The sequence below is a fragment of the Micromonospora sp. NPDC003776 genome (assembly GCF_053605645.1).
Genome location: NZ_JBSGJR010000157.1, coordinates 1 through 12,231, shown reverse-complemented (window position 1 = coordinate 12,231; position 12,231 = coordinate 1). Strand labels below are relative to the sequence as shown.

The window sequence follows — 12,231 nt, the reverse complement described above, 5'->3', positions numbered from 1 at the left end:
GTCGCCCCGCGGCGCGTCGTGTCGGAGCCGGCGCCGCTCGCCGGTCGGGGTGGGCGCGCCGTCGGCGGCCAGCCCGATCGCGGCCAGGTACGCGGTGAGCTGCTCCTGGGCGACCCGCAGCGTGTGGGCGGCGGCCTCGGCGTGTTCGGTGGCGGCGGACAGCTCCGGCACCCCCATCGGGTTGGCCGACTCCTGGCGTACCCAGCGCAGCCGCTCGGTGGCCTGGCCGAACTTCTCCAGGGCCAGCGCGAGCGGGGCCAGGGGCAGTTCCTCGGCAGCGGCGCGGACCTGCGCGCCGATGTCCTCGACGATGGACACGGCCCGGCCTTTCAGAGGGTGGCGACGTAGAGCTGCGCCTGCTCGACCGCGGTCAGGGTGGCGGCGAGGCACTCCTCCAGCTCCTGGGCGGCCTGGGTCAGCGAGGCCTGGGCCGCCTCGACGGTCTCGTGCCCGCTGCCTTCCAACGCGCCGGCCAGGGTCTGCTGCGCCTCGGCCAGCTTCTCGCCGGCCGCCTGCACGGCTGTCTGCCCGTCACCTATCTGCTGGAGGGCGACATCGATGGCTGCCTTCAGCTCGGCGACGCTCGCCACGGGACCTCCTGGGGGCAAGGGAGATCTCCATTACAACCCATCCCGAGGGGTGGGCGAACATCCGCCCTCGCGGTGTTCCTGCCCTGCTGTCCGATTGTGCCGCTGAGGTGCGGGAAGAGTCGGCGCCGCCGGTCGCGGGGGGTCCCGCCGGTGAGACGGCCGGTCCCGTCGACGGACGGCGGTCAGCGGGGCAGCCGGCGCGGCCCGTACACCTCGGCGCCCAGCGCGCCCACCCGGGACCGCAGCTCCCGGTCGGCGGTGACCACCACCCGGCGCCGCTCCGGCGCCGCCGCCACCAGGTCGACGATGGTGTCGTCGCCGGAGCCCCGCGCGGCCACCACGGTGACCCCGGGCACCGCCGGCACGTCGCGCGCCGCGCCCTCCAGCACCAGCACCACCTCCACCGGTGGCGGCAGCTCCGGCGGTACGCCGGCCGTGCCGAGGGGCACCAGCGCGTCGCGCAGCCGGGCCGCGGCCCCGGCCCGGTCCCGCCACCAGCCGTCCGGGCGGGAGCCCACCACGTTCGCGCCGTCGACGATCAGCAGCGGTCTGCTCTCCATGGCCCCAGCCTGCCACCCGGGGCGGCCGACGCCCCCGCGCGCGGCCGCCGCGTTTGTCGCGCCGAGCGCCGGGTAGCCACCGCCGACCGTGCCGCGCCATGTCGCGCCCCGGCCGTGCCGACCGACTGCGGAGGACAGAGATGATGGGACCCGGTGACTTCGGCAACGACCCGTGGGACGAGTTCCTGGCCCGGTACTTCGGCCGGGGCGAGGGGGGACGCCGGCCGGCGCACCGGGTGGACATCACCCGGTTGATGACCGCGGACGCGCGGGAGATGCTCGCCGACGCGGCCCGCCGGGCGGCCCAGAAGCACAGCAACGACCTGGACACCGACCACCTGCTCTGGGCGGCGTTGCAACGCGAGCCGCTGCGCGATCTGGTACGCCGGGCCGGCGCCGACCCGGACGCGCTGGTCAACGCGCTGGGCGGACGGGGCGACGGGGCGCCACGGGGCGAGGTGCCGCCGAATCTGTCGCTCACCCCGGCGGCGAAGCGGGCGCTGCTCGACGCGCACCAGCTCTCCCGGGCGATGGGCGCGAACTACATCGGTCCCGAGCACATCCTGATGGCCCTGCCGCTCAACCCGGAGTCGCCGGCCGGGCGGATGCTCGCGGCCGGCCGGATCCAGCCCGAGTCGTTGCAGGCGGCCAGCGCCGAACGCGGCCCGATGACCGGCCCGAAGCCGGACCGGGGCACCCCCACCCTGGACCAGTACGGCCAGGACCTCACCGACCTGGCCCGGATGGACCAGATCGACCCGGTGATCGGCCGCGCCGACGAGATCGAGCAGGCTGTGGAGATCCTCTCCCGGCGGACCAAGAACAACCCGGTGCTGATCGGCGAGGCCGGGGTCGGCAAGACGGCCATCGTGGAGGGGCTGGCCGAGCGGATCTGCGACGGCGACGTGCCGCAGACGCTGATCGGCAAGCGGGTGATCCAACTCGACCTGGCCGGCCTGGTCGCCGGCACCCGTTACCGGGGCGACTTCGAGGAACGCCTGAAGAAGGTGATCGACGAGATCCGGGCCCACCGGGAGGAGCTGATCATCTTCCTGGACGAGATCCACACCCTGGTCGGCGCGGGTGGCGCCGGCAGCGAGGGCGGCATGGACGCGTCCAACATGCTCAAGCCCGCCCTGGCCCGCGGCGAGCTGCGGGTGATCGGCGCGACCACGCTGGACGAGTACCGGCGCAGCATCGAGAAGGACGCCGCCCTGGCCCGCCGGTTCCAGCCGGTGCTGATCCCCGAGCCCACCGTCGACGACACCATCGCGATCCTCCGCGGCCTGCGGGACCGCTACGAGGCCCACCACCAGGTCCGGTTCACCGACGAGGCCCTGGTGGCCGCCGCCGAGCTGTCCGACCGGTACGTCACCGACCGGTACCTGCCGGACAAGGCGATCGACCTGATCGACCAGGCCGGCGCCCGGGTCCGGTTGCGCACCCGCACCCCGGCCGCCGACGTGCGAGAGCTGGAGCAGCAGCTAGACGAGGTACGCCGGGACAAGGAGCAGGCCGTCTCCGACGAGCAGTACGAGCGGGCCTCCCAGCTGCGCGACCGCACCGCCGAGCTGGAGGAGCAGATCCGGCGCGCCCGCGGTGACGAGGGCCCCAACCAGGTGCCGGAGGTGGGGCCGAAGGAGATCGCCGAGGTGGTCTCCCGGGCCACCGGCATCCCGGTCAACCAGCTCACCGAGGAGGAACGCGACCGGCTGCTGCGCCTGGAGGGGCACCTGCACGAGAAGGTGGTCGGCCAGGACGAGGCGGTCAGCGCGGTCGCCGAGGCGGTGCGCCGCTCCCGTACCGGGCTGGCCGACCCGAACCGGCCGATGGGCAGCTTCCTCTTCCTGGGTCCCACCGGCGTCGGCAAGACGGAGCTGGCCCGCGCTCTCGCCGAGGCGCTCTTCGGCGAGGCGGACCGGATGGTCCGGGTGGACATGAGCGAGTTCCAGGAGCGGCACACGGTCAGCCGGCTGGTCGGCGCGCCGCCCGGATACGTCGGCTACGAGGAGGCCGGCCAGCTCACCGAGGCGGTCCGCCGCCGCCCGTACGCGGTGGTGCTGCTGGACGAGATCGAGAAGGCCCACCCGGACGTGTTCAACATCCTGCTCCAGGTGCTCGACGACGGCCGGCTCACCGACAGCCAGGGCCGTACGGTCAACTTCAAGAACACCGTACTGATCATGACGAGCAACCTGGGCTCGGAGCTGATCACCGGCACCCAGCGCACGGTCGGCTTCGCCACCGGCGAGCCCGGCCAGCAGGAGGCCAGTGAGCTGCGGGAACGCCTGATGCGGCGGCTGCAGGAGAACTTCCGGCCGGAGTTCATCAACCGGATCGACGAGGTGATCATCTTCCAGCGGCTGGAGGCCGAGCAGTTGCGCCAGATCACCGGGCTGCTGCTGGAGGAGACCCGGCGCCGGCTGCACGCGCAGGACATCCAGGTCGACTTCACCACCGCCGGCATCGACTGGCTCGCCGAGCACGGCTACCAGCCCGAGTTCGGCGCCCGGCCGCTGCGCCGGGTGATCCAGCGGGAGGTGGACAACCGGCTCTCCCGGATGCTGCTGGAGAACGAGATCTCCCCGGGCCAGAAGGTCGTCGTGGACGCGCGGGACGGCCAGCTCGCCATCGAGGTGGGCGCCGGCGACCGCGGCTACACGGCGGCGACGACGTCCCACCCGCGATGAGTCAGGACGGCCCAGCCCCGACCGAGCGGAGGGCGGAGATGACCGAACCGCAGGAGACCCGGGAGGACACCGAACGCAGCGAACCGATCGTCGCGCCCCCGACGGCGAACCCGTCCCGGGTCAAGGTGCCGCCCGAGGGCTTGAAGCAGCACACCGAAGAGGGTGAGGGCGACCGGACGCCGTCCGGGCCGCCGCCGGGAGAGGAGGCGTGATGGTACGCGAGGCGCGACTCGACCCCGAGGTCGAGGTGATCTGGGACGACTTCCACGCCGAGGTGAACGTCCCCTCCGAGCAGCTGCGCCAGTGGCTGCTGACCCGCGGCTCGGGGGAGGAGGCGTTCGGCCCGAACCCGGACCTCGACCTGCCCGAGCCGGGTCGGCAGATCCTGCACGTGCTCAGCAAGCGCAAGGTGGACCTCACCCCGGAGGACATCGAGGTGATGCGGGACGCCATCGAGCGGATCCGGGCGCTCACCGCGGAGAAGCCGCGCCGGGGCAACGCCGACGACGAGTGGCGGCACGCGCTGCTCGACCTCGGCCACGACGTGCTCATCGAACGCTGACGGACGGCACCAACGGCGGCACCCGGGGAGCCCGGGTGCCGCCCGCGTCCGTGCCGGTTACTCCGATTCCATGCTGGGCAGCTGCAGGCCGGCGGCGTCCGCGGCGGCCTGGCGGTCGGCGCGGGCGCGTTCCTCCCGGCTGAGCAGGTTGGCGTACTCGGTGATGTCCGCCGGTTCGGGCACCTCCGGCAGCCGGCGCAGGAAGGTCTCGACGTCGGTGGAGGCGGCGGTGTGCGCGGCGGCCGCCTGGCGCAGCAGCTCCCGCTGGTCGGCGGCGGGGTACAGATCAGTCATGTCGGCGTGATACCCGCGTTCAGGCGCTTCGCACCCCGCCGGCCGTCGCCGGCTGGGCGCCGAAGTCCGGGTGGCGCAGCAGCCAGGCCAGGTAGTCCGGATGGTTGGCCAGGGCGTCGGTGTACGCGGCCACCGCCGTCTCCAGCACCGTCTCGGCGACCCGGGCGGCCGGCGCGTCCGGATGCCAGCCGAGCAGCAGCCGCCAGCGCAGCGGCGCCCCGGCCAGCCGGCGGGTCAGCAGCCCGGCGACCGGGCGGAAGGTGGCCTGGCACAGCGCGATCGCCTCGCCCGCGTCGACCAGGTCCAGGCAGCCGCGCACGTCCGCCTCGTACAGCTTGCGCGGGGTGAATCCGGCGCGGGCGCAGGCGGCGGCGAAGCAGTCGCCGAAGCAGCCGTCGCCGGGCGCCGCCACCCACTGCTCGCGGCGCAGGTCCACCAGGTCGATCTCGTCGCGGCCGGCCATCGGGTGGCTCTGTCTCAACAGCACGAAGACCGGGTCGACGGCGACCTCCCGCCAGCTCAACCCGGACTCCGCCGACGGCGTGGCGTCACCGCACACCCCGGTGAGCGCGAAGTCGAGCCGGCCACCGGCCACCAGCTGGGCCAGCTCGTCCACCGACCAGGAGGCGTACGTGGTGATCTGGACCTCGGGCTGCTCGGCGGCGAGCCGGTGCACCAGCCGGCCCAGGATGGGGCTGTTCACCCCGCCGAACCGGTACCGCCGCAGCGGGTCGCCCGCGCCGGCCAGCCGGGCCGCCTCGTCCTGCAGCCCCTTCATCGCCGGCAGCAGCACCCGGGCCCGGTCCAGCACCAGCTCACCCAGGGGGGTGGGGCGGGCGCCCCGGCGGTCCCGCTCGAACAGCGACCCGCCGAGGGCCCGTTCGATGCGCTGGAGCTGGGCGGTCAGCGCCGGCTGGGCCAGGCCGAGGATGGAGGCGGCCTTGGTGACGCTTCCCGTCTCCGCGATCGCACAGACCACCCGCAGGTGTCGCAGCTCCAGATTCATACGGTGACGGTAGGACCACGAACCGGCGTGCGGAAGGGTCGTCTCGTCATCGGCGTATGCCGATCAGTCGATGCACTGGGCTCAGTGGCGGGGCGGGCGCCCCAGGTCCGACAGGTGGGTACGTCGGCCGGTCACCGCGTCCCGGACCTTGTCCAGCACGCCGACCGCCGGCTCCACGATCTTGTTCCAGGGTGGGGTGGCCGGGGTGCCCGGGTGCGGCCGGGTCGGTGCCGCCTCCTCGGCGATCTCCCACCGGTTGCCCAGCCGGATCAGCTCGGCGTCCGTCGCCACCTCGCGCAGCGGGGTGATCAGCGCGGCGACCCGACTGACGTGCCGGGTCACCCGGTCGGCGACGTCGGCGAGCGCCGCCTCGTCGGCCCCCGACAGTCCCTTCAGGGCGGTCAGCAGCGCGGCGTCCGCCTCGATCTCCCGGTCCACCAGCTCGGCGCTCTCCGGCACGGCGGCCCGCGCGGCCGGGAAGAGGTACTGCTCCTCGGCGGAGAGGTGCCGGGACACCGCGGCGGTGAGCACGTCGAGCACCTCCTGCCGGCGCTCGGCCGGTAGGCCCGCGTCGGTGACCTGCTCGGCCAGGCCGAGCAGCGCCCGGTGCTCCCGGTCCACGATGTCGGCCAGGCTCCGCCCGCCCGGCCGGTACGCGTCGTCGGCGGCGGGCGGCAGCGGGGGCAGGGGAACGGTCATGGCGACCTCCTCGGCGGGAACCGTCCAGGGCCGTCCGGTCGCGGCGGGTCCGCCGTGCCGCGACCCCGGGCAGCCGATCGACGGGTGTGGTGGTCCGGGACGGTGCGGCGGTACCCGTCCGCGCGATCCGCGAAACCGCGCCGGGGCGGGGGCGGGCCGGTCCTCCGGGCGGGCTGGTATGAAGAAGCGATGACGAGCGACCCCGCCTCCGCCCGACCGGACCCCGCCGACGAGGTCGTGGACCTCTGCCGTGACCTGCTGCGCATCGACACCACCAACACCGGCGACAACGACACCAGCGTCGGGGAGCGCCGCGCGGCGGAGTACGTCGCGGCCAAGCTCGCCGAGGTCGGCGTCGACGCCGAGATCCACGAGTCGGCCCCCGGCCGGGCCAACGTGGTCGCCCGCATCCCGGGCACCGACCCCGCCCGGGACGCGCTGCTGGTGCACGGCCACCTCGACGTGGTGCCCGCCGACCCCGACGAGTGGTCGGTGCACCCGTTCTCCGGGGAGCTGCGCGACGGTTACCTGTGGGGCCGTGGCGCGATCGACATGAAGGACTTCGACGCGATGGTGCTGGCCGTGGTCCGCGGCTGGCAGCGCGCCGGCGTCCGCCCGCCCCGCGACATCGTGCTCGCGTTCACCGCCGACGAGGAGGCCGGCAGCGACTACGGCGCGCGCTTCCTGGCGGAGCGGCACCGGCACCTCTTCGACGGCTGCACCGAGGCGGTCGGCGAGGTGGGCGGCTTCTCGTACTCGGTCAACGAGGCCACCCGGCTCTACCTCATCGAGACCGCCGAGAAGGGGATCGACTGGCTGCGGCTGCACGCCAAGGGCCGCCCCGGCCACGGTTCCTTCATCCACGACGACAACGCGGTCACCGCGCTGGCCGAGGCGGTGGCCCGGATCGGGCGGCACCGCTTCCCGGTGACGATCACCGCCACCGTGCGCGCCTTCCTGGCGGAGGTCTCCGACGTCCTCGGCATCGAGATCGACCCGGACGACCCGGAGACCGCGATCGCCAAGCTGGGGCCCATCGCCAACATCGTCGGCGCCACCATCCGCAGCACCGCCAACCCGACCCGGCTCAACGCCGGCTACAAGGACAACGTCATCCCCGGGCGGGCCACCGCCACCATCGACTGTCGCAGCCTTCCGGGGCAGTCGGAGCTGTTGGAGCGGCAGCTGCGCGAGCTGGTCGGTCCGGACATCGACATCGAGTACGTCCAGCGCCAGCCGGCCCTGGAGACCACCTTCGACGGCGACCTGGTCGCCGCGATGTCCGCGGCGCTGCGCGCCGAGGACCCGGGCGCCCGCCCGGTGCCGTACATGCTCTCCGGCGGCACCGACGCCAAGGCGTTCGCCCCGCTCGGCATCCGCTGCTTCGGCTTCGCGCCCCTGCGGCTGCCCGCCGACCTCAATTTCTCCGGCCTGTTCCATGGCATCGACGAGCGGGTACCGGTGGACGGACTACAGTTCGGCGTGCGGGTGCTCGACCGGTTTCTCCGCAACTGCTAACCGTGTCCGTCGCGTCACCCGTCGGCGCGGAATCTCCCCCATCGGAAGGGACTGCCTCACATGACCGACCAGCACGGTGAGCTGGACGCCGCCCTCGAGCGGGTGATCGACGCGGCCCGTGCCCATCTGGCCGCCGTCCGCGCCGCTCAGGGCCGGATCGACGACGACGCCGTCTGGCAGGCGTACGTCGCGTTGAACAACGCCTCCTTCGCCTACGACGAGCAGCTGCTCGACGCCTTCGGCGAGGTGACCCCCTGGGACGTCGAGTCGATCGACCCGGACGAGGCCGACGAGCGCTTCGGCGCCGTCGAGGGGGTCGAGGCCACCGACCCGCACCCGCGGGTCATCTCGGTGCGGCAGCGCCGCGACTACCGGGTGCCGAGCGTCTCCGCCCTGATCCGGGCGGCCGAGGCGGCCCGCCGCGAGGGCACCCCGGAGGAGGATGAGCCGGCCCCGGTCGAGGGCGTCGGCGAGGCGGTGCTGGAGCTGCTGCAGAGCGGCGACGGCTCGCTCAGCGCGCTGGACGTGCCCGAGCTGGAGCCGCTCGACGGCGTGGTCATGGTCAGCGAGGTCGGCACCCCGGTCGACCTCGAGTCGTTCGACGACGACGACCCGGTGGGCCCGTTCCAGCCGGCCGCCGACGACCGGCTGGTCGGCCGGCTCGACGAGCACCCGTTCCTCGAGCTCGACGAGGAGCACGACCACGACCACGCCCACTAGCGCGTGACGCCCCCGGGGCCCGACCGTGCGGTACCGGCCTCGGGGGTGCCGTCGTCCCGGGGTGCGCCCTCAGTACGACAGGCCCGGCTGCGGCTGGTTCACCCGGCGACGGCGCAGCATCACCTGCCGCGTCCCGTCCCGGTACAGCCGCACCCGGGCCAGCTCCCATCCGGAGAACTCCGCCTGGATCGCCAGCTGCGCCGCGGCGGTCAACCGGTCGACATTCGCGGGCAACCGCAGCGGCGCGTATTCGTAGTCCATGGCTCCTATGCTGCCCAGCCCGAAAGCCCGGCGCCACCCCCGGACGGTGAGCTAAATCGCGTGTCGGGCGGCGGCCCGATCAGCCGTCCCGTTCCGGATAGCCGACCGGCACCGCCGAGACGTCGTCCAGGGCGGTGACGATCTCCTCCGGCAGCGTCATCCGCTCCACCTGCAGGGCGCCGAGCAGCTGCCCCACGGTGCGGGCGCCGAGGATCGGCGCGGTCACCCCCGGCCGGTCCCGGATCCAGGCCAGGGCCACCTCCATGGGCGACACGCCCAGCCCGCCGGCGGCGGTGGCGACCGCCTCCACGATGCTGGAGCAGCGCGGCTCCAGGTACGGGGTGACGAACCGCTCGAAATGCGGCGAGGCGGCCCGGGAGTCCGCCGGGCGGCCGTTGCGGTACTTGCCGGTGAGCACCCCGCGGCCCAGCGGCGACCAGGGCAGCACCCCCAGCCCGAGCGCCTCGCAGGCGGGCAGCACCTCGCGCTCCACCCCCCGCTCCAGCAGCGAGTACTCCACCTGGGCGGCGACCACCGGGGCGCGGCCCGGCCAGGCGGCCTGCCAGGCGGCGGCGCGGGCGGTCTGCCAGCCGGAGAAGTTCGACACCCCCACGTACCGGGCCTTGCCGCTGGACACCGCGTGATCCAGGGCGGACAGGGTCTCCTCGAGCGGGGTGTCGGGGTCGTACCCGTGCACCTGCCAGAGGTCGACGTGGTCGGTGCCGAGCCGGCGCAGCGAGGCCTCCAGGGTGCGCAGCAGGTGGCCGCGGGAGTTGTCCCGGCGGCGGCCGCTGCCCGGCCGTAGCCCCGCCTTGGTGGCGATGAGCAGCTCGTCGCGGGGGACCAGGCCGCCCAGCAGCGAGCCGATCACCGACTCGGCGTCGCCGTCGGCGTACACGTCGGCGGTGTCCACCAGGTTGCCGCCCGCGTCGAGGTAGCTCTTCAGCTGGGCGGCCGCGTCGTCGGCGTCGGTGTCCCGTCCCCAGGTCATGGTGCCGAGCGCGAGCCGCGAAACCGCCAGCCCGCTTCGGCCGAGCGGTCGCTGTTGCATGCGTGAACCTTATTTCGAACCTGCCGTCCCGGACATCCTCGCCCGGAGTCAACTTCCTGCTCCACCCTCCCGGCCGGGTGCGACGGTTCGGGGTGAGCCGGTGATCGGCTCCGCTACCCGCATTGCGTAACCTGATGCGACCTGTGGTGCGGATGGTGGGAGGACCAGTGCGACTCGGGCTCAGCCTCGGATACCAGACGGCGTGGAGCACGCCGGCCGACCACCTGGCTCTGGCCCAGGAGGCGGATCGGCTCGGCTACTCGGTGGTGTGGGCCGCGGAGGCCTACGGCTCCGACTCGCCGAGCATGCTGGCCTGGATGGCCGGCCAGACCGAGCGGATCGACGTGGGCAGCGCCGTCATGCAGATCCCGGCCCGTACCCCGGCGATGACCGCGATGACGGCGGCGACCATCGACGCCCTCTCCGGCGGCCGGTTCCGGCTCGGCCTCGGCGTCTCCGGCCCGCAGGTCTCCGAGGGCTGGCACGGCGTCCGGTTCGCCAAGCCCCTGGCCCGGACCCGGGAGTACGTGGACATCGTGAAGCTGGCGGTCGCCCGCAAGGAGGTGGCGTACGCCGGCGAGCACTACACCCTGCCGCTGCCCGACGGACCGGGCAAGGCGCTGCGGCTGGGCTTCCACCCGCCGCGCGACCACATCCCGATCTACCTGGCCGCGGTCGGCCTCAGGAACCTGGAGCTGGCCGGCGAGATCGCCGATGGCTGGCTGGCCGTCTTCTACGCCCCGGAGTTCGCCGAGGAGCAGCTCGCCTCGGTGCGCGCCGGGCGGGCGAAGGTCGGCAAGGAGCTGGCCGGCTTCGACGTGGTCCCGTCGGTGCCGGTGGTGGTCGGTGACGACATCGCCAGCTGCGCCGAGCTGGTCCGCTGGTACGCCGCCCTGTACGTCGGGGGGATGGGCAGCCGGCAGCAGAACTTCTACAACCAGCTCGCCACCCGGATGGGCTACGGCGACGCCGCCCGTGAGGTCCAGGACCTCTACCTGGCCAAGCGGCAGCGCGACGCGGCCGCCGCGGTGCCGATGGAGTTCATCGACCGCACCTCGCTGCTCGGCCCGAAGGAGCGCATCGCCGAGCGGATGCGGGAGTACGCTGCCGCCGGCGTGACCACCCTGTCGGTGACGCTCTTCGTCGCCGACCGGGACAGCGGCGTGCAGACCCTGCGTACCGTCGCCGAGGCCCTCGACCTGTCCGGAGTCGGCGAGTGACCTGGGTCGAGGCCATCGTCCTGGGCATCGTCCAGGGGCTCACGGAATTCCTGCCCGTCTCCTCCTCCGGGCACCTGCGGATCACCTCGGCGATCTTCTTCGGCCGGGACGCCGGCGCCTCCTTCACCGCGGTGACCCAGCTCGGCACCGAGGCGGCGGTGCTCATCTACTTCTTCAAGGACATCTGGCGGATCATCCGCACCTGGTTCCTCGGGCTGGTCGACCGGTCGGTCCGGTCCAGCCTCGACTACCGGATGGGTTGGTACGTCATCGTCGGCACCATCCCGATCGGCGTCCTGGGTCTGCTCTTCAAGGACGCCATCCGCGACACGGCCCGAAACCTGTACCTGATCTCCTTCACGCTGATCTTCTTCGCGCTGGTGCTGGCCTTCGCCGAGTACTGGGGGCGGCAGACCCGCACGCTGGAGAACTTCCGGATGCGCGACGGCATCGTCATGGGCTTCGCGCAGGCCATGGCGCTGATCCCCGGGGTGTCCCGCTCCGGCGGCACCCTCACCTTCGGACTGCTGCTCAACCTCACCCGGGAGACCGCGGCGCGGTACTCGTTCCTGCTGGCCATCCCGGCCGTGGTGCTGTCCGGCGTGTTCAGCCTCGGTGACGTCTTCGAACCGGCGGAGCCGGGCACCGCCGCGCCGACCGTGGCCCAGATGGTCGTCGCCACGGTGATCGCCTTCGCCATCGGCTACGCGGCCATTGCCTGGCTGCTGCGCTACGTCGCCCACCACACCCTGTACCTCTTCGTGCTGTACCGGGTGGCGCTCGGCACCCTGGTGCTGTGCCTGCTGCTCACCGGCACGATCAGCGCCACCTGAGCCGCTCCGGATATGCCGCTGGCCGGCACCCTCTCGGGGTGCCGGCCAGCGTGTTGTTTCTGTGTGTGTCAGCTGTTCCAGTGCTGGGCGACGAGGTCGGCGGCCTGCTGCTCCCACTGCGCGTACGCGTCCGGGTAGGCCGAGACCTGCACGGTCTGCGCGGCCTGGGTCAGCGGCATGTCCTGCCACCCGTCGACCTGCTTCAGACCCTTCTCAAACGCCAGGGT

At 73.3% G+C, this 12,231-nt stretch carries 14 protein-coding genes and 1 pseudogene; 7 read left to right on the top strand and 8 right to left on the bottom strand.

All coding sequences use genetic code 11. The annotated features are described in order from the left end of the window. The 3 genes and pseudogenes from ACWEVO_RS15440 to ACWEVO_RS15430 all read right to left on the bottom strand — a co-directional run. Positions 1-318, bottom strand: a pseudogene (locus ACWEVO_RS15440) (hypothetical protein); the annotation flags it as partial. An 11-nt stretch (positions 319-329) separates the two neighbouring features. Continuing rightward, the gene (locus ACWEVO_RS15435; RefSeq protein ID WP_123243425.1) at positions 330-590 is read right to left on the bottom strand and encodes a hypothetical protein; all 261 of its coding nucleotides are present in this window, start codon (positions 588-590) and stop codon (positions 330-332) included. Positions 591-772: 182 nt separating this feature from the next. After that, a complete protein-coding gene (locus ACWEVO_RS15430) occupies positions 773-1,150 on the bottom strand; it encodes a hypothetical protein (protein ID WP_452308181.1) in 378 nt (125 codons plus the stop codon). A 140-nt stretch (positions 1,151-1,290) separates the two neighbouring features. Between ACWEVO_RS15430 and ACWEVO_RS15425 the strand changes: the two genes are divergently transcribed. The 3 genes from ACWEVO_RS15425 to ACWEVO_RS15415 are packed head-to-tail and all read left to right on the top strand — an operon-like array spanning position 1,291 to position 4,402. Continuing rightward, positions 1,291-3,840, top strand: a complete 2,550-nt coding sequence (locus ACWEVO_RS15425) for an ATP-dependent Clp protease ATP-binding subunit (RefSeq protein ID WP_452308180.1) — start codon at positions 1,291-1,293, stop codon at positions 3,838-3,840. 38 nt (positions 3,841-3,878) lie between these two features. Further along, entirely contained in the window at positions 3,879-4,052 is a 174-nt protein-coding gene (locus ACWEVO_RS15420) for a hypothetical protein (protein WP_452308179.1), read from the top strand. Next, a complete protein-coding gene (locus tag ACWEVO_RS15415; RefSeq protein WP_452308178.1) occupies positions 4,052-4,402 on the top strand; it encodes a DUF3140 domain-containing protein in 351 nt (116 codons plus the stop codon). Before ACWEVO_RS15420 ends, ACWEVO_RS15415 begins: the two co-directional genes overlap by 1 nt. 57 nt (positions 4,403-4,459) lie before the next feature. Here the strand turns inward: ACWEVO_RS15415 and ACWEVO_RS15410 are convergent, their stop codons facing one another. The 3 genes from ACWEVO_RS15410 to ACWEVO_RS15400 form a co-directional block, all read right to left on the bottom strand. After that, positions 4,460-4,696, bottom strand: coding sequence for a hypothetical protein (locus ACWEVO_RS15410; RefSeq protein WP_452308177.1), 237 nt, complete (start codon positions 4,694-4,696; stop codon positions 4,460-4,462). 19 nt (positions 4,697-4,715) lie between these two features. Beyond that, positions 4,716-5,702, bottom strand: a complete 987-nt coding sequence (locus ACWEVO_RS15405) for a LysR family transcriptional regulator (RefSeq protein ID WP_452308176.1) — start codon at positions 5,700-5,702, stop codon at positions 4,716-4,718. An 81-nt stretch (positions 5,703-5,783) separates the two neighbouring features. Next, entirely contained in the window at positions 5,784-6,401 is a 618-nt protein-coding gene (locus ACWEVO_RS15400) for a hemerythrin domain-containing protein (protein WP_452308175.1), read from the bottom strand. A gap of 189 nt (positions 6,402-6,590) precedes the next feature. Here ACWEVO_RS15400 and ACWEVO_RS15395 point away from each other — a divergent pair, with 189 nt between their 5' ends. Both ACWEVO_RS15395 and ACWEVO_RS15390 read left to right on the top strand, forming a co-directional pair. Further along, positions 6,591-7,919 (top strand): M20/M25/M40 family metallo-hydrolase, encoded by a 1,329-nt coding sequence (locus ACWEVO_RS15395; protein ID WP_452308174.1) that lies wholly within the window; start codon positions 6,591-6,593, stop codon positions 7,917-7,919. 60 nt (positions 7,920-7,979) lie between these two features. After that, positions 7,980-8,639, top strand: a complete 660-nt coding sequence (locus ACWEVO_RS15390) for a hypothetical protein (protein WP_452308173.1) — start codon at positions 7,980-7,982, stop codon at positions 8,637-8,639. A gap of 69 nt (positions 8,640-8,708) precedes the next feature. On the opposite strand, the gene ACWEVO_RS15385 is transcribed toward ACWEVO_RS15390, so the two are convergent. Continuing rightward, the gene (locus ACWEVO_RS15385; protein ID WP_073838148.1) at positions 8,709-8,900 is read right to left on the bottom strand and encodes a DUF5703 family protein; all 192 of its coding nucleotides are present in this window, start codon (positions 8,898-8,900) and stop codon (positions 8,709-8,711) included. 79 nt (positions 8,901-8,979) lie between these two features. Continuing rightward, complete coding sequence (locus tag ACWEVO_RS15380; RefSeq protein WP_452308172.1) at positions 8,980-9,951, bottom strand: aldo/keto reductase; 972 nt, start codon at positions 9,949-9,951, stop codon at positions 8,980-8,982. 167 nt (positions 9,952-10,118) lie between these two features. On the opposite strand from ACWEVO_RS15380, the gene ACWEVO_RS15375 reads away from it, so the two are divergent. Continuing rightward, the gene (locus tag ACWEVO_RS15375) at positions 10,119-11,171 is read left to right on the top strand and encodes an LLM class F420-dependent oxidoreductase (protein WP_452308171.1); all 1,053 of its coding nucleotides are present in this window, start codon (positions 10,119-10,121) and stop codon (positions 11,169-11,171) included. Further along, positions 11,168-12,004, top strand: a complete 837-nt coding sequence (locus ACWEVO_RS15370; RefSeq protein WP_452308170.1) for an undecaprenyl-diphosphate phosphatase — start codon at positions 11,168-11,170, stop codon at positions 12,002-12,004. The genes ACWEVO_RS15375 and ACWEVO_RS15370 overlap by 4 nt, the downstream gene beginning before the upstream one ends. The last annotated feature ends 227 nt before the right edge of the window (positions 12,005-12,231 follow it).

Bases quoted from the DNA above. Each gene is read 5' to 3' on its own strand.
- ACWEVO_RS15405 (WP_452308176.1), bottom strand. From the start codon at position 5,702: ATGAATCTGGAGCTGCGACACCTGCGGGTGGTCTGTGCGATCGCGGAG.
- ACWEVO_RS15390 (WP_452308173.1), top strand. From the start codon at position 7,980: ATGACCGACCAGCACGGTGAGCTGGACGCCGCCCTCGAGCGGGTGATC.
- ACWEVO_RS15410 (WP_452308177.1), bottom strand. From the start codon at position 4,696: ATGACTGATCTGTACCCCGCCGCCGACCAGCGGGAGCTGCTGCGCCAG.
- ACWEVO_RS15430 (WP_452308181.1), bottom strand. From the start codon at position 1,150: ATGGAGAGCAGACCGCTGCTGATCGTCGACGGCGCGAACGTGGTGGGC.
- ACWEVO_RS15420 (WP_452308179.1), top strand. From the start codon at position 3,879: ATGACCGAACCGCAGGAGACCCGGGAGGACACCGAACGCAGCGAACCG.
- ACWEVO_RS15415 (WP_452308178.1), top strand. From the start codon at position 4,052: ATGGTACGCGAGGCGCGACTCGACCCCGAGGTCGAGGTGATCTGGGAC.
- ACWEVO_RS15380 (WP_452308172.1), bottom strand. From the start codon at position 9,951: ATGCAACAGCGACCGCTCGGCCGAAGCGGGCTGGCGGTTTCGCGGCTC.
- ACWEVO_RS15425 (WP_452308180.1), top strand. From the start codon at position 1,291: ATGATGGGACCCGGTGACTTCGGCAACGACCCGTGGGACGAGTTCCTG.
- ACWEVO_RS15385 (WP_073838148.1), bottom strand. From the start codon at position 8,900: ATGGACTACGAATACGCGCCGCTGCGGTTGCCCGCGAATGTCGACCGG.
- ACWEVO_RS15400 (WP_452308175.1), bottom strand. From the start codon at position 6,401: ATGACCGTTCCCCTGCCCCCGCTGCCGCCCGCCGCCGACGACGCGTAC.
- ACWEVO_RS15395 (WP_452308174.1), top strand. From the start codon at position 6,591: ATGACGAGCGACCCCGCCTCCGCCCGACCGGACCCCGCCGACGAGGTC.